The 24,596-nt window shown below is 54.6% G+C and carries 26 protein-coding genes; 11 read left to right on the top strand and 15 right to left on the bottom strand.

Translation table 11 applies throughout. The features are described from left to right. Positions 1-11: 11 nt before the first annotated feature. Both ACR8BN_RS12040 and ACR8BN_RS12035 read left to right on the top strand, forming a co-directional pair. Positions 12-155, top strand: a complete 144-nt coding sequence (locus ACR8BN_RS12040) for a hypothetical protein (RefSeq protein WP_010246429.1) — start codon at positions 12-14, stop codon at positions 153-155. Positions 156-194: 39 nt separating this feature from the next. After that, positions 195-368 (top strand): hypothetical protein, encoded by a 174-nt coding sequence (locus ACR8BN_RS12035; protein WP_010246427.1) that lies wholly within the window; start codon positions 195-197, stop codon positions 366-368. Here ACR8BN_RS12035 and ACR8BN_RS12030 read toward each other — a convergent pair. Continuing rightward, entirely contained in the window at positions 356-1,519 is a 1,164-nt protein-coding gene (locus ACR8BN_RS12030) for a beta-glucosidase (protein ID WP_115387672.1), read from the bottom strand. The genes ACR8BN_RS12035 and ACR8BN_RS12030 overlap by 13 nt on opposite strands. A gap of 155 nt (positions 1,520-1,674) precedes the next feature. Here ACR8BN_RS12030 and ACR8BN_RS12025 point away from each other — a divergent pair, with 155 nt between their 5' ends. Then, positions 1,675-3,135, top strand: coding sequence for a phospholipase D family protein (locus ACR8BN_RS12025; RefSeq protein ID WP_039387457.1), 1,461 nt, complete (start codon positions 1,675-1,677; stop codon positions 3,133-3,135). A gap of 296 nt (positions 3,136-3,431) precedes the next feature. Here ACR8BN_RS12025 and mdoC read toward each other — a convergent pair whose 3' ends face one another. Beyond that, positions 3,432-4,565 carry a glucans biosynthesis protein MdoC gene (gene mdoC / locus ACR8BN_RS12020; RefSeq protein ID WP_143789198.1) on the bottom strand — a complete coding sequence of 378 codons (1,134 nt, stop codon included), beginning with the start codon at positions 4,563-4,565 and terminating at the stop codon, positions 3,432-3,434. 267 nt (positions 4,566-4,832) lie between these two features. Between mdoC and ACR8BN_RS12015 the strand changes: the two genes are divergently transcribed. The 3 genes from ACR8BN_RS12015 to ACR8BN_RS12005 all read left to right on the top strand — a co-directional run bounded on the left by ACR8BN_RS12015 (position 4,833) and on the right by ACR8BN_RS12005 (position 9,287). Then, a complete protein-coding gene (locus ACR8BN_RS12015) occupies positions 4,833-6,368 on the top strand; it encodes a glucan biosynthesis protein G (protein WP_170933489.1) in 1,536 nt (511 codons plus the stop codon). Beyond that, a complete protein-coding gene (gene mdoH / locus ACR8BN_RS12010; protein WP_115758933.1) occupies positions 6,361-8,913 on the top strand; it encodes a glucans biosynthesis glucosyltransferase MdoH in 2,553 nt (850 codons plus the stop codon). The genes ACR8BN_RS12015 and mdoH overlap by 8 nt, the downstream gene beginning before the upstream one ends. 134 nt (positions 8,914-9,047) lie before the next feature. Continuing rightward, positions 9,048-9,287 (top strand): YceK/YidQ family lipoprotein, encoded by a 240-nt coding sequence (locus tag ACR8BN_RS12005; RefSeq protein ID WP_010669829.1) that lies wholly within the window; start codon positions 9,048-9,050, stop codon positions 9,285-9,287. Here the strand turns inward: ACR8BN_RS12005 and ACR8BN_RS12000 are convergent. The 3 genes from ACR8BN_RS12000 to ACR8BN_RS11990 all read right to left on the bottom strand — a co-directional run bounded on the left by ACR8BN_RS12000 (position 9,278) and on the right by ACR8BN_RS11990 (position 11,528). Next, positions 9,278-9,679: a MysB family protein gene (locus tag ACR8BN_RS12000; RefSeq protein ID WP_064704827.1), complete on the bottom strand. Its 402-nt coding sequence runs from the start codon at positions 9,677-9,679 to the stop codon at positions 9,278-9,280. The two genes, ACR8BN_RS12005 and ACR8BN_RS12000, sit on opposite strands and share 10 nt — an antisense overlap. Positions 9,680-9,809: 130 nt before the next feature. Next, entirely contained in the window at positions 9,810-10,076 is a 267-nt protein-coding gene (locus ACR8BN_RS11995; RefSeq protein ID WP_052270943.1) for a hypothetical protein, read from the bottom strand. A 528-nt stretch (positions 10,077-10,604) separates the two neighbouring features. Continuing rightward, entirely contained in the window at positions 10,605-11,528 is a 924-nt protein-coding gene (locus ACR8BN_RS11990; RefSeq protein WP_010246409.1) for a Kdo(2)-lipid IV(A) acyltransferase, read from the bottom strand. Positions 11,529-11,780: 252 nt separating this feature from the next. Between ACR8BN_RS11990 and ACR8BN_RS11985 the strand changes: the two genes are divergently transcribed. Next, positions 11,781-12,830 carry a rhodanese-related sulfurtransferase gene (locus tag ACR8BN_RS11985; RefSeq protein ID WP_010246407.1) on the top strand — a complete coding sequence of 350 codons (1,050 nt, stop codon included), beginning with the start codon at positions 11,781-11,783 and terminating at the stop codon, positions 12,828-12,830. Between the two features lie 39 nt (positions 12,831-12,869). Here ACR8BN_RS11985 and ACR8BN_RS11980 read toward each other — a convergent pair whose 3' ends face one another. The 9 genes from ACR8BN_RS11980 to grxB all read right to left on the bottom strand — a co-directional run bounded on the left by ACR8BN_RS11980 (position 12,870) and on the right by grxB (position 19,805). Beyond that, a complete protein-coding gene (locus ACR8BN_RS11980) occupies positions 12,870-13,445 on the bottom strand; it encodes a YceI family protein (RefSeq protein ID WP_039392386.1) in 576 nt (191 codons plus the stop codon). A gap of 1 nt (position 13,446) precedes the next feature. Beyond that, a complete protein-coding gene (locus ACR8BN_RS11975) occupies positions 13,447-14,022 on the bottom strand; it encodes a cytochrome b (RefSeq protein WP_434746968.1) in 576 nt (191 codons plus the stop codon). Between the two features lie 295 nt (positions 14,023-14,317). Further along, complete coding sequence (solA, locus tag ACR8BN_RS11970; RefSeq protein WP_031593655.1) at positions 14,318-15,430, bottom strand: N-methyl-L-tryptophan oxidase; 1,113 nt, start codon at positions 15,428-15,430, stop codon at positions 14,318-14,320. 94 nt (positions 15,431-15,524) lie between these two features. Next, on the bottom strand, positions 15,525-15,779 hold the full coding sequence (bssS, locus tag ACR8BN_RS11965) for a biofilm formation regulator BssS (protein WP_003849911.1): 255 nt from the start codon (positions 15,777-15,779) through the stop codon (positions 15,525-15,527). 248 nt (positions 15,780-16,027) lie between these two features. Further along, positions 16,028-16,300, bottom strand: coding sequence for a hypothetical protein (locus ACR8BN_RS11960; protein ID WP_010246397.1), 273 nt, complete (start codon positions 16,298-16,300; stop codon positions 16,028-16,030). A 145-nt stretch (positions 16,301-16,445) separates the two neighbouring features. Next, positions 16,446-16,691, bottom strand: a complete 246-nt coding sequence (dinI, locus tag ACR8BN_RS11955; protein ID WP_010246395.1) for a DNA damage-inducible protein I — start codon at positions 16,689-16,691, stop codon at positions 16,446-16,448. Positions 16,692-16,753: 62 nt separating this feature from the next. Further along, positions 16,754-17,797 carry a dihydroorotase gene (gene pyrC / locus ACR8BN_RS11950; RefSeq protein WP_083068376.1) on the bottom strand — a complete coding sequence of 348 codons (1,044 nt, stop codon included), beginning with the start codon at positions 17,795-17,797 and terminating at the stop codon, positions 16,754-16,756. Between the two features lie 684 nt (positions 17,798-18,481). After that, a complete protein-coding gene (locus tag ACR8BN_RS11945; RefSeq protein WP_434747587.1) occupies positions 18,482-19,048 on the bottom strand; it encodes a lipoprotein in 567 nt (188 codons plus the stop codon). Positions 19,049-19,157: 109 nt separating this feature from the next. Beyond that, positions 19,158-19,805, bottom strand: a complete 648-nt coding sequence (gene grxB / locus ACR8BN_RS11940) for a glutaredoxin 2 (RefSeq protein WP_137230601.1) — start codon at positions 19,803-19,805, stop codon at positions 19,158-19,160. A gap of 299 nt (positions 19,806-20,104) precedes the next feature. Between grxB and rimJ the strand changes: the two genes are divergently transcribed. The 4 genes from rimJ (at position 20,105) to murJ (ending at position 23,933) form a co-directional block, all read left to right on the top strand. Beyond that, on the top strand, positions 20,105-20,695 hold the full coding sequence (rimJ, locus tag ACR8BN_RS11935) for a ribosomal protein S5-alanine N-acetyltransferase (RefSeq protein ID WP_031593649.1): 591 nt from the start codon (positions 20,105-20,107) through the stop codon (positions 20,693-20,695). Positions 20,696-20,711: 16 nt separating this feature from the next. Then, positions 20,712-21,350: a YceH family protein gene (locus ACR8BN_RS11930; RefSeq protein ID WP_031593648.1), complete on the top strand. Its 639-nt coding sequence runs from the start codon at positions 20,712-20,714 to the stop codon at positions 21,348-21,350. 1 nt (position 21,351) lies between these two features. Continuing rightward, complete coding sequence (locus tag ACR8BN_RS11925; RefSeq protein ID WP_434746967.1) at positions 21,352-22,272, top strand: Gfo/Idh/MocA family protein; 921 nt, start codon at positions 21,352-21,354, stop codon at positions 22,270-22,272. Between the two features lie 122 nt (positions 22,273-22,394). Further along, positions 22,395-23,933, top strand: a complete 1,539-nt coding sequence (gene murJ, locus ACR8BN_RS11920; protein WP_010246379.1) for a murein biosynthesis integral membrane protein MurJ — start codon at positions 22,395-22,397, stop codon at positions 23,931-23,933. Positions 23,934-24,161: 228 nt separating this feature from the next. Here the strand turns inward: murJ and flgN are convergent, their stop codons facing one another. Further along, positions 24,162-24,593, bottom strand: a complete 432-nt coding sequence (gene flgN, locus ACR8BN_RS11915) for a flagellar export chaperone FlgN (protein ID WP_010246377.1) — start codon at positions 24,591-24,593, stop codon at positions 24,162-24,164. Between the last annotated feature and the right edge of the window lie 3 nt (positions 24,594-24,596).

Below are 24,596 nucleotides of genomic sequence, written 5' to 3'. Positions count from 1 at the left end.
ACAGGATAGTTATGTCTTTACCCTTGCCACCCGACGATCACGATGAGCCAATTCGCCAGTCACTTGACGATGCGCACTTTGCGATAGTGGTGCTTGCGGTGACCTCGGTAACGCTTATAATCTTTGTCCTGATGATTACGCTCTGGATGAGCTGACACGCACAGGGATTCAACGGATTGAATAAGGAGAAGGCGATGGACTCCGGAGATGACAAATTAATCGCAATTATCGGTTTGCTGGCGGCCTGCCTGATCGGGGTGACCTTCCTGTTTACCATGGTCTGGCTGACCGACGTACGTCATCCTGCCGATCCCTCTCTCGACGTTCGCTCCTGTTACCCTAAAAAGCCACCTTCTCAGCACGTCTGATTTCGTGTCGCAAACTTAATCTGCTGACTGCGCAATACCAGCGCCAGCGGCTCATGCAGATTACGGTTGCCATTGGGATCGGCTAATCCCAGCAGCGGGCCAGGCGAACGCCGGTCATCGGCCCAGGCCGGATACTCCACCACCGGATAGAGCGAAATCCCCTCCACTGCAATGCCCTGATCCAGCGCCACCGCCACGTTTTCACTGATCTCCTGCAGCCAGGGGGCGCGCGCTTCACCCTCAGCGCCGGTTTCAGCAATCAGCATCGGACGCTGGTAGCGCTGCCAGCACTGCGCCAGCAGGATATGCAGCGGCACACGCTCCGGATCCTCCAGCGACATCGGCTGGTCGGGAAAAAACCAGTGGTTATCGGGATAGTAGTTCAGGCCGAGGATATCCAGGCAATCTTCACTGCCGCCCAGCTCCTTATCGACGCGACCGGCCAGCATGTCCCAGGCTTCGAACTGCGCCTGATGCTGCGCATCGGCATAGGGTTTGCTGTCCGGATTATCGGGATGATGAGCGATCTGCACCAGCGGGTCAGTCAGTACAAAACGCGCCTCCGGATAGACCTCGCGAATGGCATGTATCGCCGCCAGCGAGGCGCGGACCAGCTGGCGCTTAAGCTCTTTACCGCGCTGCGCAGCATGAGGATTAAACCAGGCCACATCCGCCCCGGCCCATGACCAGAATGAGATTTGATTAACCGGTGTAAAGAAGGGGCGTTCGATGCCCTGATCGCGCATCAGTTGTGCCATCGCGCGAGCGAAACGACTAAAATGGTCAACAAATTCGGCTTTCCAGATATTAAGATGATCGGGATAACCGAAATGAGCCAGCTCCCAGATGATCTCCATCTGCTGACGTCGCGCGGCTTCGACCATCGGCAGAAAGCTCTGCCAGTCATACTGGCCAGGGATCTTTTCAATCAGATGCCAGCGCGCACCGTCGCGGGCGGTGAGCAGATGCTGCTCAGCCAGTGCGGCATAATCTTTTTCCAGCAGCATATCGTGTCCGCTGCTGATCACCATATCCAGCCGTTTCCCGGGCGTACGGCAGGCAGTGGAACAGGGGAAACTGCCCTGGAAAAAGCTGCGAAACAGGCCGGGATGATAGCGCTGGCGGGCATCTGTAAGGGATTGATGAGACATATTCCTCTCCTGCCGGGATAATGCCGGTCACAGATCGTCCGGTTAAGTCTAGACTAAAAAACGCCCGTGACCCCTCACTAAGTCGGAACAGAGGAATAGCATCAGAGGTCGGACCGGGGAATAATAAAAATAACTGCATTTTACAGGGAAATGTCATGACCGAAGCGTTCGAGCTCTCCCAGCCATTGGAACGGTCCAGCTGGCTTGAAACACAGCTGGAGCCAGAGTGTCTGCGCCATCCGGGGCTGAGTGGCGTCCATCAGCTGAGCGACGGGCTGGATGCTTTTGCTGCCCGCTATCTGCTGATGCAAAAAGCGGAGCGTTCACTCGATATCCAGTATTACATCTGGCAAAACGATCTCTCTGGCCGGTTGCTGTTCAGCGCCGTGCTGGAAGCTGCCCGACGCGGGGTAAAAGTGCGGCTGCTGCTGGATGACAACAATACGCCGGGCCTGGACGAGACGCTGGCCCAGCTCAACCGCCATCCCAACATTGAGGTGCGGCTGTTTAATCCGTTCTCGTTTCGCACCCTGCGCGCGCTGGGTTATCTCACTGACTTTGCCCGTCTGAACCGCCGCATGCACAACAAAAGCTTTACGGTGGATGGCGTCACGACCGTGGTCGGTGGGCGCAATATCGGCGACGAATATTTCGGCACCGGCAATGAACCGCTGTTTGCCGATCTCGACGTCATGGCAATAGGCCCGGTGGTTAAAGAAGTCGCAGAGGATTTTGAGCGCTACTGGCGCAGCAAGCCGGTTTCTCCACTGCAGCAGGTGCTGGATGAAGAGGAGCCGGAAGAGGACAGTGTGAGTCTGCCAGCAGAGTGGCGTCACAGTGAACCGGTGCAGCGCTATCTTCAGCGGCTGGAAAATTCTTCGCTGCTGCAGGAGCTGGAAGAGGGCTCGCTGGCTCTGACATGGGCAAAAGCGCGCCTGCTGAGCGATGATCCGCGTAAAGGGCTGGGCAAAGCGCGTGCCAGAAGCCTGCTGCCGCAGCGAATGCTGGAGGTGATAGGCACGCCACAAAAGCAGTTCGACATCATCTCGGCCTATTTTGTACCCACCCGCGCAGGGGTCGCTCAGCTGCTTTCGCTGAAGCGCAAAGGGGTAAAAATTGCCATTCTGACCAATTCGCTGGCGGCTAACGATGTGTCGATTGTCCATGCCGGCTACGCTAAGTGGCGCAAAAAACTGCTGCGTCATGGTATTGCGCTCTATGAGCTGAAACCGCAGGCGGGCGTGCCTGATGCCCCGCACGACCGGGGATTAACCGGTAACTCCGGCTCCAGCCTGCATGCCAAAACCTTCTCAGTGGATCAACAGACGCTGTTTATCGGCTCGTTTAACTTCGATCCCCGTTCAGCGGTGCTGAATACGGAAATGGGACTGGTGATTGAGAGCGCGGCGCTCGCCGCAGAGACGCATCAGCGTTTCAGCCAGTCAATGCGCGATCGGGCATGGACGCTGCGGCTGGATAAGTGGGGCAGGGTAAACTGGCTGGAGTATCCGGATGAGCCGCAGCAGATTGTGCATAAACACGAGCCGGGCTGCTCCTGGTGGCAGCGCCTGCAGGTACGTCTGGTGTGGCGACTGCCGATTGAGTGGCTGTTGTAAGCTGGACCTTGCCTGGGTACAGGCGCTGGCTCATGAAGCATACGCCCTCCGCAAAGATGCAAAACCCGCCATCCCTGGCGGGCTCAGCGCGGGCGATTACGCACCTCATCCCTGAGGTGCGCCCGTTGCCGGGCCAACGCGTTGCGTTGTTCAAAAACGCTCCCGGCGTTTTTGTCCCTGGCCCGCTATGCTTTGCTACTGGCGTATGCTCCCATCGCTTTAAACTCTTAAGCTGTCTGTGAGACACATCATTTATAGCCTGACCTCACTTATGGCCCGAGGTCACTGATCGCCTGTCATTGTGCTTGTTTACGCTCAAATTTCCCCGAGAAAAGGAACCGCAGCAGCGGGATGCGCAGGTGAATCTCATACAGCAGAAACGCGATGCCAAACACCATTAGCAGGCCGACGAAGAAGCCCAGCGTGTTGTTTTCAATGCGCGGCGTCACGTAAATGCCATACAGCAGCGTCAGCGGATGGTGCACCAGATAGATAAACAGTGACGCATTGACCAGATACATAATGCGCGGCGAATGTGAATTCAGCAGCTTATGACCAAAGCAGAAGCAGACGTTGAGCATGCAAATGCCCATCAGCGTCGAGATAATCGCATCCAGTTCATACAACCAGCCCTCACCGCTGCTCAGTCGCTGGTTGGCGCAATAGGCCGCAAACATCAGCAGCGCACCGACCCACATCACCAGATTGAAGCGGACAAACAGCTGCTTCAGCGGGGGATGTTTCCACGCCAGCGCTCCCAGCATAAAGAACGGCAGATAGAAGAGTGTCTGCATCACAATGATGCTAAACAAACCATCCATTAGCCACGCAGGCTGGAAAATAAACACCAGACGACGGAACACGCACCAGAGCAGCGCCCATGCCAGTACGCCCGCCGTCAGCGATCCCCAGCCAACCCGCGAATAATCAATGGTGCGATGCTGATCGCGCAGCCAGCGGAAGGTCACCATCCCCAGCGTGGTCAGCATCACCAGCACCACCAGGAACCACAGGTGTGAAATCAGCTCCCACATCAGGTTATTAAATTTCTGATAGGGGGTGAAGTGGGGCCAGTCAGCCAGCTTAGCCGTCCACTCTTTCAGCATAAAAAATTGCGGCAGCGTCAGCAGCGGAATGGCGGTCAGCAGTGGGATACCTACCCGTTCCAGACGCACCTTCAGGAAGCGACGTGGCTGATAGCGCAGATACAGCATGTAGGAGAAATAGCCCGAAATGACGAAAAACACCTGCATACGAAACGCATGAATAAAATCATTCAGCAGCGTCAGCCATAACGACGCTTCATGACTGTTTACTGCCCATTTCTGCGCAGAGTAAATGAGGGAAACGTGAAACGGCACCCCCAGTAACATCAGATAGGCGCGGATGGAGTCGAGGAAGTATTCACGTTCAGGTTTTACAGTACTCATAAAGTTCCAGTTCGTTAGTACGTTTGACCGGTTTCACCCTGAAACCGGATTATGCTCTGTGAAAATTCTACCTGGGATAAACCAGGTATACTATCAGTGGAATCCGTAGTGTCTAATTGTCCTAAAAGTAGCGTAATGCCAGACGAAATGCGGGAACAATGTTGCGCATAAGCTGTCGGAAAACCGAATAATCCTTTAAGATAAACGGGTTTGATTTAAGCACACGAAAGGGGGGATGTGCCGACTAAAGAAAAAAATAAAGCCGGACTGATGAAGGTACGCTGGATTGGTACTGCAGTTCTGCTGGCGTTGTACGCCAATAACAGTTGGGCGTTTAACATCGATGATGTTGCCAAACAAGCCAAAGCGTTGGCAGGGAAAAGCTTCGAAGCGCCTAAAAGCAATTTACCCTCTCAATTTCGTGAAATGAAATTTGCTGATTATCAGCAGATCCAGTTTAACCACGATAAAGCGTATTGGGGCAAACTGCGCACGCCGTTCAAGCTGGAGTTTTATCATCAGGGTATGTATTTCGATACCCCGGTGCAGATCAACGAAGTGACCGCCAGCGCGGTGCGCGAGATTAAATACAACCCCGATTATTTTAATTTCGGTAATGTAAAACATGACGCGGATGCGGTAAAAAACCTCGGTTTTGCCGGTTTCAAAGTACTTTACCCACTCAACAACAAGGGTAAAAACGATGAGATCGCCAGCTTCCTGGGCGCGAGCTATTTCCGTGTCATCGGTGCCGGTCAGGTTTATGGCCTGTCGGCGCGTGGACTTGCCATCGATACGGCGCTGCCGTCCGGTGAAGAGTTCCCGCGCTTTAAAGAGTTCTGGATTCAGCGTCCTAAACCACAGGACAAACAGCTGGTGATCTACGCACTGCTCGATTCGCCGCGTGCGGCGGGTGCGTATCGCTTTGTGCTGCATCCGGGTGACGCTTCAACGGTTGATGTGCAGTCAAAAGTTTACCTGCGTGATAACGTCGGCAAACTGGGTGTTGCACCGCTGACCAGTATGTTCCTGTTTGGTCAGAACCAGCCATCAACGGTGAACAACTTCCGTCCGGCACTGCACGACTCTGACGGTCTCTCTATCCACAATGGCAACGGGGAGTGGATTTGGCGTCCGCTGAACAACCCGCGTCATCTGGCAGTGAGCACCTTCACCATCGAGAATCCGAAAGGGTTTGGTCTGCTGCAGCGTGGGCGTGACTTTAACAACTATCAGGATCTTGATGACCGCTATGATCTTCGTCCAAGCGGCTGGGTTGAGCCAATAGGCGACTGGGGTAAAGGCCGGGTTGAACTGGTTGAAATCCCGACGGCAGATGAAACCAACGACAACATCGTTGCGTTCTGGACGCCGGAGACACTGCCAGAGCCTGGCAAAGAGATGAACTTCAAATATCGTCTGCACTTCTCGCGCGACGAAAACCAGCTGCACTCCGATGATACGGCCTGGGTCAAAAATACCCTGCGTTCAGCGGGTGACGTCAAGCAGTCTAATCTGGTGCGTCAGCCGGATGGCACCGTGGCTTTCACCATCGACTTCGTGGGTAAAGACATGAGCAAGATGGCGGAAAACAGTCAGGTGGCACCGCAGGTCAGCGTGGGTAAAAATGCTGATGTGGTTGAACAGAGCGTACGTTATAACCCGGTCACCAAAGGCTGGCGTCTGGTGTTGCGTCTGCGTGTGAAAGATGCCAAACAGTCCACCGAAATGCGTGCGGCCCTGGTTAGCGGCGACAAGACATTGACGGAAACCTGGAGCTATCAGTTACCTGCCAATGAATAAATCGACTTTTACACCTCAACGTTATGTGGAATCTCTGCCGCTGGATGCGGCAGGGAAGGCCCGCCTGAGCGTCTCATTGCAGAATGCCGGCGAGTTCCACTTCATCCATGATGTGCTGGGCAGGGATGTCGCAGCCAGTGACCGTCCCGACGATGCGCCGTTAAAATCGGTCTCATCGCGGGTTGAAATGGCCTGGCCCGATTCGCTGGCCGAAGGTCAGCAGTTGGGTAAAGATTACCTCGACCGCACCACGCTGAAGGCGATGCCGAAGGTCAAACGCTCACTGATGTTCCCGGAAGCCTGGCGCACCAACCCGGTCGCCCGAGCCTGGGACTCACTGCGTGGACACAAATCGGTGCCGCGTTATGCCAATGCGGAAGAGCGACGTGCCGAGGAAAAGTGGCGTCATGTCGGTTCGATCCGACGCTACATTCTGCTGATCCTGACCATTTTCCAGACCGTGGTCGCCACCTGGTACATGAAGAGTATTCTGCCGTATCAGGGCTGGACGCTTCTGGATCCGATGGAGATGATCAATCAGAACTGGCAGCAGTCAGTGATGCAGATCCTGCCTTATTTGTTGCAGACCGGCATCCTGTTCCTGTTCGCCATACTCTTCTGCTGGGTCTCTGCCGGTTTCTGGACGGCCCTGATGGGCTTCCTGCAGCTGCTGATTGGACGTGATAAATACAGTATCTCTTACTCAACGGTCGGAGATGAACCGCTTAACCCGGAACATCGTACCGCGCTGATTATGCCGATCTGTAACGAAGACGTTGAGCGTGTTTACGCCGGTCTGCGTGCGACCTGGGAGTCGGTGGTTCGTACCGGTAACGCTGAACACTTCGACGTCTACATCCTCAGCGACAGTTACGATGCGGATATCGCAATTGCCGAACAGAAAGCCTGGATGGAACTGGTGCGGGATGTTGGCGGGGCAGGCAAGATTTTCTATCGCCGTCGTCGTCGTCGTGTGAAGCGTAAAAGTGGAAACATCGATGACTTCTGTCGTCGCTGGGGCAGCAACTACAGCTACATGGTCGTGCTGGATGCCGATAGCGTCATGAGCGGAGAGTGTCTCACCGGTCTGGTACGCATGATGGATGCCAACCCGAATGCCGGGATCATCCAGTCGTCGCCGAAAGCATCGGGTATGGATACGCTTTATGCGCGCTGTCAGCAGTTTGCGACCCGCGTCTATGGTCCGTTGTTTACCGCCGGTCTGCATTTCTGGCAGCTGGGCGAGTCTCACTACTGGGGTCACAACGCCATTATCCGCGTGAAACCCTTTATTGAGCACTGTGCCCTGGCACCGTTACCGGGAGAGGGCTCCTTTGCGGGTTCAATCATGTCGCATGACTTCGTAGAAGCTGCGCTGATGCGTCGTGCAGGTTGGGGCGTCTGGATTGCCTATGACCTGCCGGGATCCTATGAAGAACTGCCACCGAACCTGCTGGATGAGCTGAAACGTGACCGCCGCTGGTGTCACGGCAACCTGATGAACTTCCGCCTGTTCCTGGTGAAAGGGATGCACCCGGTTCACCGTGCGGTGTTCCTGACGGGTGTGATGTCCTACCTCTCGGCTCCGCTGTGGTTTATGTTCCTGGCGCTTTCCACTGCCCTGCAGGTAGTGCATACGCTAATGGAACCGACCTACTTCCTGCAACCGCGGCAGCTCTTCCCGGTCTGGCCGCAGTGGCGTCCTGAACTGGCGATAGCGCTGTTCTCGACCACCATGGTGCTGCTGTTCCTGCCGAAAATGCTGAGTGTGGTGTTGATCTGGTTTAAAGGATCGAAGGCCTACGGCGGACCTCTGCGGCTGCTGGCTTCACTGGTGCTGGAAACGCTGTTCTCGGTGCTGCTGGCTCCGGTGCGTATGCTGTTCCATACGGTATTTGTGGTCAGCGCCTTCCTCGGCTGGGAAGTCGTGTGGAACTCACCGCAGCGTGATGACGATGCAACACCGTGGAGCGAGGCGTTTAAACGTCACGGTTCGCAGATGGCATTAGGTCTGGTGTGGGCGATTGGTATGGGACTGCTGGATCTTAACTTCCTGTGGTGGCTGGCACCGATTGTCTTCTCACTGATTCTGTCGCCGTTTGTCTCGGTCATGTCGAGCCGCGCAACGCTGGGCATTAAGAGCAAGAAAGCGAAGCTGTTCCTTATCCCGGAAGAGTACTCGCCGCCGCAGGAGCTGGTGGATACCGATCGCTATGTGGTGCTGAACCGTCAGCGTGCGCTGGAAAATGGCTTTATGCATGCCTTATTCCATCCTGCCTTCAACGCGCTGGCAACGGCACTGGCCACATCGCGCCACAAGCAGAGTCAGTTACTGGACTATGCGCGTGACCGTCGGGTTGATCAGGCGCTGAGCGATGCGCCGGATAAACTGGGCCGCGAACAGCGTCTGCAGCTGATCAGCGATCCAGTGGTACTGGCCCGTGTTCATACCCGACTGTGGGAAGATGCGGACAAGTATCATCAGTGGGTTGAGAGTTATCAGAAACTCACGCTCAACCCCAACGCGCTGGCAACCAACGCGTAATCTGAAAAAGCGGCAGCGATGCCGCTTTTTTTATCGGATTAAAACAGCGATTCGCTGATAAATTTATTGCTGGCAGTCACCGCGAGCAGCGTGTGACGATCTCAATGGCTGTTTCTTCATGGCGGATATGAGTGTTGAAAGGGTGCTTAAAGGCGGGTGTTATCGTCGCGGCTGTGCTCTGCTTAAGCGGTTGCGGCAGTATTATCAGTCGTACCATTCCCGGGCAGGGGCACGGTAATCAGTACTATCCCGGCGTACAGTGGGATGTTCGCGACAGCGGATGGCGGGTCCTGACGATCCTCGACCTGCCGCTGTCGCTGGTGGTTGATACCCTGTTGTTACCGGTGGATGCCAGCCACGGTCCTTACGAGTAACTGCGATCGGAATCGCTGTTATCATCTTCCCACTCTTGCGCGGCGGCTTCGCCCTCTTCGGTGTCCAGCGGCGGCTCCAGCTGGAACTCGCCGTCATCCCACTCGTGCAGGGTATTTTCTGCTAACCACTCCTGACGCAGTTCCACTTCGTCAAAATCTGCATCAAAAATAGCCTGTGCCGCTTCACCGCTGCGGTAAGGCAGACATTCGCCTGATTCACCTTCTTCTGCCATGAATTCAGCCTGCCACATGATATCGCCATCCTGCATCACATACTTTTGCAGACCAAACTGGCTGATTGATGCATCCCCCTCCTCAAGCTCTGGGTGGTTAGCGAGGAACTCTTCACGTGCAGCATCGATGGCTTCCTCTAAGGTACTGTACATGCTCATCGCTCTTCTCCTTCACGGGTCTTTGACTATGGATTTATTTGATTTCAGTGAAGGATAGACGAAATCTGAAGGAGGGAAAGGTCAGGCTGGTGCAACTGGCGGGAAATAAGCCATTTCCCGCCGGTCAGGGTCACATCATCTTTTGCGGAAAATGCAAAACCGGTTGAACGGACTCATGAATCACGGGTGCTGAGTAGCGGATACAACATTTTATACATGGCTTAACTTTCTTAAAATTAATCCTTGCGATGGAGAGGGCCTGACTCAAGTTATATAACGTGCCGATAAATATGACCTCTTCTTTATCAGGCATACGCTTGCACCCTTTACGATGAAGAAAGTGATAATTTTCCTGATCGGTACCAATTGTAACGTAATAGTAGAGACCTTTGTTCATATTAACTGTCCCATTAGAGGTTTGCTGTGATGTCTTTTTATAATTCTGGCCAGAGCCGTTAAAGGCCTGACTGTTACAAACGAAACTACCGATAAGCTTTAATTTCTTCAAATGCCATAACGGTCTATCGGGATGTTAAAAAGATGTAAAGTGGAATATAAGCCAAATCCGCAAGGCAATAGCTTGTATTGTAAGTTAATTTTTACCGATTCATAAGCAGTGAGACACCGTTAAGACCGGCTAAATAGGATTAGGCCTGGCGTGCAGAATAATCAGCGCCATCACGCATTTAATAGCACTCGCTGCAATATTAATTAATAAAAAGCGAAACAGGCTGAATGCCGCCTGCCGTCCTGTTAATTGATAAGCGGTTTTAACTTTAAACAGAGAGAAATTATATTATGAATACGGGCGTTTATTAATTACTGGACCTGCAGTTTCGCTTACAGGATGAGTCAGGCATGAGTGATTTATTTAGCGGGGGAGTAAAATGCGCTAAATGCCTGACAGACATTTAGCGCGAAATGATTAGTAGCGTGAGGGTTCGCCCTCGGGGCGCGTTTTAAAGCGGCGGTGCAACCACATGTACTGTTCCGGTGCCAGCAGCACACCCTCTTCAACAACCTGATTCATTCTGGTTGCGGTTGCGACATCACTTTCCAGCGTAAATTCGCCGCTGATGTCAGGCAGTATCATCAGCTCATAGCCGCGCCCCCCAGGCAGACGACGCGGTACGAAAGGGATGACAGCCGGTTTACCGGTGCGGATCAGCAGATGGGTGCCCACCGTTGTGGCCGCTTTTTCCACGCCAAAGAAGGGCACAAAGACGCTGCTGCGCGGGCCATAATCGTGGTCGGGCGCATACCAGATAATGTCACCCTGTTTCAGTGCGCGGATCATTCCTTTGAGATCTTTACGGTCGAGCATGCTTTTATTCGACCGCATCCGACCTTTGACCTGAAGCCAGTCGATCAGTTTGTTGTCATTAGGGCGATAGACGCCAATGCCAGGGTTATGGATACCAAACATGCGTGCACCAATCTCCAGCGTCAGAAAGTGCATGCCGATAAGCAACACGCCGCGTTGGCTATCGCGCGCCTGCTGAATATGCTCCAGCCCCGAAGGCGTATGCCATTTATTGATGCGCCAGTCAGGCCAGAACCACGCCATACCGGTCTCGATTAATCCCATGCCGACCGATTCGAAATTGTGTTTAACCATCGCTTCGCGTTCATTTACCGGCATATCCGGAAAACTTAATTCCAGATTACGCCGGGAAATACTGACGCGGTGTTTCATAAAACGCATCCCAATGCGGCCAATATTACAGCCGAGAACATAAAGCAGGGGATAAGGAAGTAGCACCAAAAGATAAAGAGAAGCGACACCCAGCCAGGTCAGCCAATAGCGCGGGTGAAGCAGTTCTCGTGAAAACTGAGGCAACTGAGTCATGTGAAGGTTAATTTTCCTGCGTCGCGCACCGTGCGGTGCTGATATCTCGTTGATTTACACTATTGTGCCAGTTTTTGACGTGCGCTTAAATATCACTATCGGAACGTGCCATCAATGAACAAAGGTTAATAGTCCAATGTTGCTGGAAAAAACGGCAACAGGCGATCAATCTGGTCACTGGCCTTTGCATCCCGGTGAAATCAGGTATCATGTGCGCGCTAAATTTCTTCTATTGATAACAGGACGAACACCATGCCAGTGTTACATAACCTCGTTTCCAATAAAGAGCTGAAGGCGCGCATGCTGGCTGAAACCGAGCCGCGCACCACTGTCTCTTTTTATAAATATTTCCAGATTGCCGATCCCAAAGCATTCCGTGACGCGCTCTATCTTGGCCTGACGGCTCTTAAGGTCTTTGGTCGCGTCTACGTGGCCCACGAAGGCATCAATGCGCAGATCAGCGTGCCAGCCAGCCAGTATGAAAAGATGAAAGAATGGCTATATGGCTTTGATCCGGCGCTGAACAACCTGCGGATGAATATTGCGCTGGATGATGATGGTAAATCGTTCTGGGTGCTGCGTCTGAAAGTACGCGACCGCATTGTCGCGGACGGTATTGAAGACGACAGTTTTGATGCCAGCGATGTGGGTCAGTATCTTAAAGCGGCGGACGTTAACGCCATGCTGGACGATCCTGACGCCCTGTTCGTGGATATGCGTAACCACTACGAATATGAAGTGGGTCGCTTCGACAACGCGCTGGAAGTGCCTGCTGACACCTTCCGCGATCAGCTGCCGATGGCGGTTGAGATGCTGCAGGATCAGAAAGACAAAAAGATCGTGATGTACTGCACCGGCGGGATCCGCTGTGAAAAGGCCAGCGCCTGGATGCGCCACAACGGCTTTGAGGATGTCTATCACATTGAGGGCGGTATCATAGAGTATGCCCGACGCGCCCGTGAGCAGGGATTACCGGTACGCTTCAAAGGCAAAAACTTTGTTTTTGATGAGCGAATGGGTGAGCGGATCTCTGACGATGTGTTGTCTAACTGTCATCAGTGCGGCGAACCCTGTGATACCCACGTTAATTGCGTCAATGACGGTTGTCATCTGCTGTTTATTCAGTGCAAAAGCTGCGCGGAGAAGTTTGAGAACTGCTGTAGCCCGATCTGCCAGGAAGAGGCGAAGCTCTCACCGGAAGAGCAGCGTGCGCGTCGGGCAGGACGTGAAAATGGCAACAAAATCTTTAACAAGTCGCGTGGCCTGTTAAACATGACCATTCCCTCGCCGCTGAAGAAATAAGCGTGGCCGCCTGAAGTCAGCTTCAGGCGGCTTGCTCTTTTACTGGCGTACACCCTCAACCGAGATCATCAACTGAACCTTCTGCGAAGCTGGCCCCAGATCTTTGGTGATGTTGAAATCTTTCAGTGCAATTTCCCCTTCGGCCTCAAAGCCAGCGCGGTAGCCGCCCCACGGATCTTTACCTTCTCCCAGCATTTTTGCCTCGAGCGTTACCGGTTTGGTCACGCCATTCAGCGTAAGGTCGCCAGTAATCTTCAGCTCATCACCCTCTTTTTTTACCGCTGTGGATTTGAACGTGGCCTGCGGGTTTTTGCTGGTATTCAGGAAGTCCGCACTGCGCAGGTGCTTGTCACGTTCAGCATGGTTAGTATCGATACTGCTGGTGTTAATAGTGACGTCGACTTTATCTGCGGCAGGATTCTTCTCATCAAAGGTGAAGCGGCCATCAAAATCCTTAAAGGTGCCGTAGAGCCAGCTGTAACCCAGATGCTGGATACGGAACTGAATAAAGGCGTGCTGGCCCTCTTTATCGATTTTGTAGTCAGCGGCAGAGGCGGTGAGTGAGCCGAGCAGCATAGTGGCACCGGTCATCGCCAGCAGGGTCTTTTTAAACATATTATTTATCCTTTTCAGAGGGAGAGGTGAAACGCAAACCCGACATCCGTTTTAAGGTGATATCGCGATCGATAAAGTGATGTTTGACCGCAGCCAGACCATGCAGCAGTGACAGGACCACAACCGTCCAGGCCAGCCAGAGGTGAATGTCGCCCGCAAGATCAGCCTGTTCGCCAGCACCGCTGAACAGCGCGGGCAGGGCGAACCAGCTGAATACTGAGATGGGTTTGCCATCGGCGGTGGAGATCAGATAGCCGCTGATCAGAATCGCCAGCAGCAGGGTATACAGTAACAGGTGGGCCACCACCGAACTGATGCGTACCAGCGGGGAATAACTGCTAAGCGGTTTTGGCGGCGGTGAAATAACGCGCCACAGCAGGCGAACGATCAGCGTCAGCAACAGGATCACGCCGATGCTTTTATGGATCTCAGGCGCGTCGTGATACCAGCTGTCGTAATAGCCGAGGCCGACCATCCATAATCCCAGCGCGAACATGGCATAAATCGCCAGCGCCATCGACCAGTGCAACAGCACGGCAACCAGGCCAAACTGATGAGATGAATTACGTAATAACATAATGGGGTTTTCATGAAGTAATAATCTGAAATAAGCATCCACATTATGAAATATAAAAGCAATCATCCTTACGCTTCTATAACTTTAATTTTATATTGTGAAAAGGTTGAATAAACCGGGCGTGAAATGCGCAATATTACTGAATGATTTATTTCTGACGCGCTGGTCGTCAACTAAAAAGGGCCGGAATTAACCATAAGGGCGAAATATAATCTGGCCTTATGTCAGTAATAGTCAGTTTTTGTCAAAGCCTGTCAATCGGGCGGCATCAACCTGATACCACCCTTTATCAGAGTCAGAAACGTGAGAGGCGGAAGGGGGTCAGATCAAAAGAGAACGGTTTTTGCTGGGCAAATTCTGCAGCCAGTTCGCCCAATACGCTGGCAAATTTAAACCCGTGTCCACTGAGCCCGGTAATTAACAAGCGGTCTGGTTCACCCGGCAGGGTATCAATAATAAAGTCTTCATCCGGGCTAAAATCGTAGCTGCAGGCTTCGCCATGCAGACAGACACCGACGCCAGGTAAAAACTGACGGAGGAATCCAAAAGCTTCACTGCCATCGGCCGCCACCGCGCCAAAAGGTTTACGATCCTCCGGCTGCTGCATCAGCTGACCGCCATCATGACGACCTACTTTCAGGGCGTTGTTATCCGCCGGGAAGCCATAAAACTGGCTGCCATCGCCCATTTCCACCGTAAAACCGGGAAATTTATTATTCTCACTGTAGCGGCCATCTGCCTGATACCAGGCGAACACCTTGCGGGTGGGCGCAACCGGCAGGTCAGGCACTAATTTGCCAACCCAGGTGCCCGCACTGATCAACATTTTGCGGCCCCGGTAGACGCCATCCAGGGTAGTGACCTGCTGCAGATCGCCATCGCGACCCAGCTCTGAAACCGGGCAGTTAAACAGCTGCGCGCAGCCCGCCTGCTCCGCCAGCTGGATCCAGCTGCGTACCGCCTGTTCACATTTCAGATAGCCAGACTGCGGCTCAAATACGCCCAGATAGCCCTCAGGCACATTGATTTGTGGCCAGCGCCTGTGCACGTCGTCAGGCTGCATCACCTCGATATTGAGCTGCCAGCGGGTCGCGCTGTCGATAACGTTCTGAATAAACGGCGACTGATTCGGGGCGAGGTTAAGTACGCCGCTGCGATGCATGATGCGCTCACCGGCACGCTGTTCCAGCTCATCCCACAGCGTTTGCGCCCGCAGGACCAGGGGTACATAGCGTTCACCTTCACCATAAGCGTGACGAATCAGCCGGCTCTCGCCATGATGTGTGCCCTGATTATGGGGAGGATGGGCGCTGTCGATCATTAACACCGATAAACCCGCCTGGGTGGCATAGTAGCCTGCCGCCGCGCCCACAGAACCGCTGCCAACGACGATAAGATCATAAATCATGGTAACTACGCTCTAAGAGACAGATAATCAAAAGCATACCAGAAACAGAAACGAAAAAGGCACCCCTGAGGGCGCCTCTTTGATGCGGCAGAAATTAATGCTTATTGAGGAGTCGTTCTATCTGCTCGGCTGACTCTATCTTGGCGATGCCTGCTTCGAGGATCGAGATAAATTGCCTTGCCACATCCGTTGTCAGCCAGTAAGTCGGGCCAACATCCGCTTCTTCTTCTTTTTGATCCTGCGACGACAACGAGTGCAGGCGGATCATCATGGCGTCATAGCTGTCAACGGTACTGATATCCCAGCCCACCAGTGGGTGAGTCTGTATAACGTCTTTTCTTCTGTCCATTATAACCTCCTTATTACTCGTTAAACGAAGTGCATGATGAGGTTCAATGCGGCTTTTTTATTCCAATAGCGAAACAATTATAACAGTAAACGAGGGTATCACTGTTTAAAAAATGCCGTGAGTCAGCTTCTCACAGAATATTTGCGTTTGAAAGACGGGGGTAAAAAAATAAAATGCCTGACGGGCAGGCATTTTTATCAGCAGTCAAAAGACAGGCAAAAAGCGGGCTATGCCGCGTGAGCGGGAACTCAGAGAGCCGGCGTTTCTGGCACTACGCCGCCGCCGCGTTTTTGCAGTGTTTCTGCCAGACGGGCAAAGTGCTGCTGAAGCTGCTCATCATGGTTTTGATTTTGGGCTTCCAGCGACAGATTATGTACCAGTAGCTGACTGGCACGATCGTCAAGACAGAAAATCAGACTGGAAAAGGCATTTTCCAGCACCGTTAAACGACGCTTCTGATCACCAATCAGTGCTAACAACTCACCAAAGGTCATCGCCTCTTCCGGTTTATCAGTAGTCATGGTGTCGCACCTCCTGTTATGCGTGACGAGCGCAAGGATAGGGCATTGATCATTAAGAGTCTAGATGCAGGACGGGGTAAGTGCGAGAGGGGAGAAAAGATAAAAAAACCGGGTGGCGACACCCGGAAAAAAAGCACAGTGGCGGTTAATCAGTATTGAACCAGTCGTCAGCGCTTTCCCACGTCTGCTGCAGGATTTCGCTGATCTGGTCGCGCGTCTCTTTTCCACCGCCCAGCACGCTGAGATTATTGGCACTGGCATAACGTACCTTGACGTGATTGGTCGAGTCAGGGAACTGTTCATCAATGCGGCGCGATAATTCATCGCTTAACGCTTCTATCGCGCCAGCAGGAAGAGGTCGGGTATTTGATACGGTAATTTCAACGCGCATAACAGCCTCCGTTTAAGGTACTGTATATATTTACAGTATCAGCAGGCCGGAGGCAAGTAAAATTATGCGATGCGCCAGTTCAGCGTTTCACCCGCCAGGAACGGCACCAGTGAGTGGCTGCCGAGTGCGATGGACTCTGGCACCTGCCAGGGCTCACGCACCAGGGTGATCGTCCCTTCATTCAGCGGCAGGCCGTAAAAACGCGGGCCATTCTCCGAACAGAACGCTTCAAAATGTTCCAGCGCGTTCAGCTCTTCAAAAACGGTGGCGTAAGCGGGTAACGACGCTGGCGCATTAAATACCCCCGCGCAGCCGCAACTGGCCTCTTTAAGATGACGCAGATGCGGTGCTGTGTCGGTGCCGAGGAAGACGCGCGGATGACCACTCGCCACTAATTTGCGCAAAGCCTCCTGGTGCACGTTGCGCTTAAGAATCGGCAGGCAATAGAGGTGCGGACGAATTCCGCCCACCAGCATGTGATTACGGTTAAACATCAAATGCTGCGGGGTAATGGTTGCACCCAGCGTCTCATCGGCGGCGGCAACATATTCTGCGGCGTCCTGAGTGGTAATGTGCTCCATCACTACTTTCAGTGCCGGAAACTGGCTGCGCAGCGGCACCATAACCGTTTCGATAAACCGGGCTTCGCGGTCAAAAATATCGACATGGGCATCGGTGACTTCGCCGTGGATCAGCAGTGGCATACCGAGCTTCTGCATCCGCTCCAGCACTCGGGTAATGGAGGCGATATCGGTAACGCCATGGCTGGAGTTCGTCGTAGCGTGCGCCGGATAGAGCTTAGCCGCGGTAAACAGACCGGAGGTGAAACCGCGCTCAAGCTCATCAGGATCAAGCGAGTCGGTCAGATAGCAGGTCATCAGCGGCGTAAAGGCGTGATCGGCGGGCAGCGCCGCCAGGATGCGATCGCGGTACGCTTCACCTGCTGCCACGCTGGTCACCGGCGGTACCAGGTTAGGCATCACAATGGCACGACCATTCACCGCGCTGGTATAGGGGAGGACCGTGTTGAGCATCTCATCGTCGCGCAGATGAATATGCCAGTCGTCAGGGCGACGCAGGGTAAGTTGCTGAGGTTGTGCTGTCATCAGTGAAGCTCCGGCAGAAGGGAAACAAAAGGCGTGTTTTGGCCGGGGTCTAAGCATAAGGATTCAGGCAACCGTTTGCACCTGCTTTTTATGCTGTCAAAGAAAATCCGCTGCCCAACAGGGTAATGCTGATCAGTTAAGATTAGATTTGTAAAGGCTGTCACGGTCAAACGTGGCAGCTTTTTTTCCGGGCGAGCAAGCCGCAGTGCGGGCCTGAGCACCGCTGCTGCTGCCGGGCCGTCCTCGCGCCGCTCACGCGGTTCCTTCGGCTTTGACGTCGTGCCGACGAACCGTTCGGGGATCGGCCCTCCCTGGCCGGCCCCGAACTGTCCACGCTTCCCGGCGTGGACTTCTGGCCCGCCGTCACGCCTCTGCGCTGCGGATAGCCCTTTCAGCAGCAGAGGCGCTCAGGCCTCCTCTCTCGTGCCCTTTTTAACAATACACTCTGAAGTTTCAGAGCAGGCAGGGGCCGGGCAGGGGCAGGCAATCCGCAGCGCTGAACAGAATGAGTCTGCCAGGAGAGCCCGCAGGACGCGGGCGAAAGGCGGGGCGGCACAGGATGTGCCATCCCCGGCGGTCCGTCAGGCAGGCGAATGAAGTGAAGGAACCGCGCAGCGTCGCGAGGACCGCCAGCCCCTGCCCGGCACCAGACTGCGTTGTCACCTGTCGCTTAACTGACTGGCATTACTGCGTAAAGGGAATAACCAGTTCGCCAGGTTTTACTTCCAGTCCTTTGGCAAATTTCTTCGCCAGCGACTCGCCTTTGCTGCGGTCAGCGCTGAGCACGTAAGCCGGCTTTTGATCAAAGTAGTTTTTCAGCGACTGATTCAGATAAGGCGTCAGCGTTTTCATAATGGAGGCCATTTTTTCCGGCGCAACCTGCGCATCAACAATTTCCAGATCGCGCAGATAGATTGCACCCTGCTGCTGGTCATAGACCGGCTGAGCACGCATCTTCAGTTGCATATCGGCCTGCTGCGGACCAAACAGTGACGTCACATTGATTTTAGCATTGCCAGAGAGCGTCACTTTACCTGGCTCTTCACGGCCAATCTGACTGGTCAGGTTGTTCAGGACGATGTGCGCATTAACCAGCCCGGAAACGCCAATATCTTTCTCATAGTTGTTGTGCTTCTGCAGCGCCTGGTTTACTTCCTGTTCGCTGATGGTGTATTGCGTCAGTTGATTACAGCCGCTCACCAGCAGCGCGATCAACAGGGCAGTCAGCCCGAAAAAGCCTTTTTCATCGATCTTATCCTGAATATCAGAGCCAATAAACAGGCCATAGCCTGCCTGAATGCGTAGCGGGTGTCATCAGGAAAGAGATGAGAAACGCCGCAGCGTCTCTCATCGGGAGGGGTTAGTGAGCTATCGAGGAGAGCAGATTCACCTGGGTCTGTTTAGCCATGTTATCGCGGTAGTCAGCGACCCGGCTCGGCCAGTCGATACCGGCCACCAGCGTCAGAGAGCGCAGCAGCGGGAAGAGATTAAAATCATCTTCGGACAGCTCGCCATTCACCGCATTGGGCTGGGCGATTAATTTGTCCAGCTTGCGCAGATCGTCGCTGACGTTTTTGATCAGGCCAGCAGAGTGACTTTTCAGCGTGTCGAAATCACCGATGCTCGCCTGCTTTTTGTTGCGGAAATAGTCACGCGCCTCAGGCGTCGCAAATTCGGCAAACGCCGCTTCTGCAATGCGCGGCAGCAGCAGTTTATTAACATAGCTGTTCATGTGACGCAGCCAGTCGCCGATCGCCGGATTGAGCGCGCCGACGATCATCGGTTCGCCATCCTGCTGATCGACATAGTGTACGATCTCCATACTTTCAGGCATCGCGCTGCCATCCTGCTTCTGCAGAATGGGCGCCATTTTCTGTCCGATCAGTCGTTTCGGCGTCTCTTCATCGTCGTTGAGCATTACCACCAGCTCAACCGGTTTGTTTTTCAGGCCAAAAATCATTCGCGCTTTAACGCAGAAAGGGCAGTGGTCGTAGATATAGAGCTTCATCCTGATCTCCCGGGTTTTACAGGTTTAATGTTTAACAGAGTGAATCAATTCATCCTGCTTTCGGGCTCGTAAAAAGTATGGAAGAGATTACTCCACAGGGCAAACCTGCCTGTCAGGCGCGCTGCAGGATCCGCTGGTGATGCTGCCTGCAGTAGTGGTTATCCGCGGTGCAACCCGAGCAAAATCAGCCTCTTTATCACTAAACCGCTGTAACGTTTTACCGCAGCCCATGCGGCGGTTATAGTGAAAGCCGGGTAATGACGGCTCATCTCTATCAGCCATTGATTTCAGGAGTCAGGATGTTTGGCTATCGTTCTGCCGCGCCCAGGGTGCGATTAACCACCGATCGGCTGGTGGTCCGTCTGGTTCACGAGCGTGATGCCTGGCGAATGGCAGATTACTACGCGGAAAACCGCCTGTTTTTAAAGCCGTGGGAGCCGGTGCGCGATGACAGCCACTGCTATCCCTCGGGCTGGCAGGCGCGGCTCGGGCTGATTTCCGACATGCATAAGCAGGGTTCGGCCTTCTATTTCATTTTAATGGACAGCAATGAAACCGAAGTGAGAGGGGTGGCGAACTTCAGCAACGTGTTACGCGGATCCTTTCATGCCTGTTACCTCGGCTATTCACTGGGTGAAAAGTGGCAGGGGCAGGGGTTCATGTTCGAAGCGTTGCAGGTGGCTATCCGCTATATGCAGCGCCAGCAGCATATTCACCGCATCATGGCTAACTACATGCCGCACAACCAGCGCAGCGGCGATCTGCTGGCGCGACTCGGTTTTGAGAAAGAGGGTTACGCGAAAGATTATCTGCTGATCGACGGACGCTGGCAGGATCACGTGCTGACAGCCTTAACCCTGCGGGAATGGACGCCTGACCGGCGTGGATAATAATGAGGATGCGAGCATGAAGATGATTTTATCGGCGCAGGCGATGCGCGTGCTGGGCTGCCTGCTTGAGAAGCAGGTCACCACGCCGGAACAGTATCCGCTGTCACTGAATGGCGTGGTGGTTGCCTGTAACCAGAAATCGAACCGCGAGCCGGTGATGGAGCTGAGCGAAAGTGAGGTACAGGATCAGCTCGATCAGCTGGAAAAACGGCATCTGATTACAGCCAGCAGCGCCGCCGGGCAGCGGGTCGTGAAATATGAGCAGCGTTTCTGCAACTCCGCATTTGGCACGCTAAAGCTTAACAGTGCAGAAGTCGCTCTCCTGACGCTGCTGTTACTGCGCGGGCCCCAGACGCCAGGCGAACTGCGTACCCGCAGCGGTCGTCTGCACGAGTTCAGTGATGTCAGCGAAGTTGAGCAAACGCTGGAAGGATTGATGCAGCGCGACGACAGTGCTCAGGTGATCCGTCTGTCGCGTGAACCTGGCAAGCGCGAAAGCCGCTTTATGCATCTGCTGGGCGATGAGCCTGACCAGCCGCAGGCAGCAGACGCGTCGGAAGAGCAGGGCGATCTGGCGGCGCGGGTCGCAACGCTGGAACAGCAGGTTGCAGCGCTTCAGACACAACTCACCCAACTGCTGCAACCGGAGAGCTGAGATGACCTTACGTATTGGCGTAGTGGGATTAGGCGGTATCGCGCAGAAAGCCTGGCTGCCGGTGCTGTCGGCGGCGACGGACTGGACCCTGGCAGGGGCGTTTTCCCCGAACCAGGCCAAAGCCCGGCCGGTCTGTGACAGCTATCGCATGCCATGTTTTGGTTCGCTGAATGAATTAGCCGCTGCCTGCGACGCGGTCTTTGTCCACAGCAGCACCGCCACGCACTATGAAGTGGTCAGGGCGCTGCTGCTGGCAGGAAAGGATGTCTGCGTCGATAAGCCGCTGGCTGAAACCCTGGAGCAGGCTGAGGCGCTGGTGGCGCTGGCGGAAAAACGGCAGCGTAAGCTGATGGTGGCGTTTAACCGGCGGTTCGCCCCGCGCTATCAGCAGTTGCGGGCAGAGATGGCGGACGCCGCTTCTCTGCGGATTGAAAAGCACCGTAGCGACAGCGTCGGGCCACAGGATCTCCGCTTTACCCTGCTCGATGACTATCTGCATGTGGTGGATACCGCCCTCTGGCTGGGCGGGAAACCCTTTCGCCAGGTTCAGGGACGCATCGACACCAACGAACAGGGGCAGATGCTCTATGCCGAGCACCATTTCGCTGTTGAGGGCTTGTCGATTACCACCAGCATGCACCGGCGCGCAGGCAGTCAGCGCGAGCGGGTCAGCGCAGTGTGTGACGGTAAGTGCATCGACATCAGTGAGATGCGCGACTGGCAGGAAGAACGGCGTGACGGGCTGCTGATTACGCCACCGCCCGCCTGGCAGAGTCATCTGACCCAGCGCGGTTTCAGCGGTGCGGCTCGCCATTTCATCGACTGCGTACAAAATCAGACGAAGCCTGAAACCAGCGGTGAGCAGGCACTGATGGCGCAGCGTGTGGTGGAAAAATTGTGGCGTGAGGCGACGCGGGAATAACGCCTTGTAACACTCCGTGCTGGTCATTTCCCTCCGTGGCAGTAGACTGTCGCCGGGCATCTTCTGGGTGCCCGCGCTAATTCTCCTTTTTTGCCGATTCTTTTCAGGATGCGCCGTCAATTATGAATTTGTTGAAATCGCTGGCAGCGGTCAGTTCTATGACCCTGTTTTCCCGCGTACTGGGCTTTGCCCGTGATGCCATCGTGGCGCGGGTGTTTGGCGCCGGAATGGCGACCGATGCGTTCTTTGTTGCGTTTAAACTTCCCAATCTGCTGCGGCGTATTTTTGCTGAAGGCGCCTTTTCTCAGGCCTTCGTGCCCATTCTGGCTGAATATAAAAGCAAGCAGGGCGAAGAGGCGACGAAACTGTTCCTGGCTTACGTCTCGGGCCTGCTGACGCTGGCGCTGGCGCTGGTCACGGTGGCGGGCATGATTGCTGCGCCCTGGGTCATCATGGTGACGGCACCCGGCTTTGCCGACAGTCCCGATAAGTTTGCGCTCACCAGCTCGCTGCTGCGGGTGACCTTTCCCTATATTATGCTGATTTCGCTGGCGTCACTGGCGGGTGCGGTGCTGAATACCTGGAACCGCTTCTCGGTACCGGCCTTTGCACCGACCCTGCTGAACGTCAGCATGATTGGCTTTGCGCTGTTTGCCGCGCCGCACTTCCACCCACCGGTAATGGCGCTGGCCTGGGCCGTGGTGGCTGGCGGCGTGCTGCAACTCGGCTATCAGCTGCCACACCTGAAGAAACTCGGGATGCTGGTGCTGCCACGCCTGAATCTGCGTGATGCGGGCGTCTGGCGGGTCATGCGTCAGATGGGACCTGCCATTCTGGGCGTTTCTGTCAGTCAGATCTCACTGATCATCAACACCATCTTCGCCTCGTTTCTGGTCTCAGGTTCGGTCTCCTGGATGTACTACGCGGACCGCCTGATGGAGTTCCCCTCGGGTGTGCTGGGCGTGGCGCTGGGCACTATTCTGCTGCCGTCGCTGGCCAAAAGTTTTGCCAGCGGCAACCATGATGAATATTCCCGGCTGATGGACTGGGGTCTGCGCCTCTGTTTCCTGCTGGCGCTTCCCAGCGCGGTGGCGCTGGGCATGCTCTCCGGCCCGCTGACCGTGGCGCTGTTCCAGTACGGCAAATTCACTGCCTTTGATGCACTGATGACGCAGCGCGCCCTGATCGCCTACTCCGTCGGACTGATGGGGCTGATCGTGGTCAAGGTGCTGGCTCCGGGCTTCTATTCCCGTCAGGACATCAAAACGCCGGTTAAAATTGCGATTATCACGCTGATCATGACGCAGGTAATGAACCTGGCGTTTATTGGTCCGCTGAAACACGCCGGTCTGTCACTGTCGATTGGGCTGGCAGCCTGTCTGAATGCGTCGCTGCTCTACTGGCAGCTGCGTAAGAAGAATATCTTTATGCCGCAGCCGGGCTGGAGCAGCTTCCTGATCCGCCTGCTGATAGCTGTAGTGGTGATGGCAGGCGCGCTGTTTGCCATGCTGCAGTGGATGCCAGCCTGGGAGCAGGGATCGATGCTGTGGCGGCTGCTGCGACTGGCCGCGGTCTGTGGTGTGGGCGGCGGGGCCTACTTCCTGGCGCTGGGGCTGCTGGGCTTCCGGCTGCGCGACTACGCGCGTCGCACCGCTGTGTAAAGCTTGCCGCAATAAATAAATTCAACGCGCAGGGAACAGGGGCAGAGGAGGAAAGCGTCCCGCGCCATGGACAGCGCGGGCCGAGCGGCGAGGGATTGGCTTTAGCGTCTTTCCGATCTGCCCCTGTTCCCTGTGCAGGCTCAATTTTAAAGCTCATCATGGTGAAGGAAAAAACGCACCAATAAAAAATCCCGCACCAGGCGGGATTTTTTTTCGCTACTTTCCGGTTCAGGCTTTGCGACTTAACGTCGCCTGGCCTTTACCCATCCCATCCGGGCCGTAAAAGGCCTGGGTCTGATGCGGCTTCAGCACGTCAAGCGCATCCTGGGTGTAGCGGATCTGGTGTTGCAGCAGCAGGCCGTTATGAACATTGGCATCCTGCAGACGACGGCTATGCTGCTGGATAGTGTCCCAGCGGCGCGCCATGTCGTTCTGACCACGATAAGGTGCCGATGTCGCCTGACTCTGCTCAGCGGTGCGGCGCATCTCATCCAGATAGTTCAGCGTACTGAGCAGCGCGCTTTTATCTTCGGTAATACGCTGCAACAGATTACTGTTAATGTTTCCGGCTGCCAGCTGCTGCTGCTCTTCTTCCAGCACGGCTGAGAGCGACGCCAGCACGTCCTGCATCTTATCTAAGGTGGTCTGCAAATTACTCATGGG

It is taken from the genome of Pantoea sp. Lu_F5_004, assembly GCF_051136245.1.
Classification (GTDB): domain Bacteria; phylum Pseudomonadota; class Gammaproteobacteria; order Enterobacterales; family Enterobacteriaceae; genus Pantoea; species Pantoea agglomerans.
The sequence above is the reverse complement of the archived record's forward strand: the minus strand, read 5'-3'. Positions and strand labels throughout refer to the sequence as shown.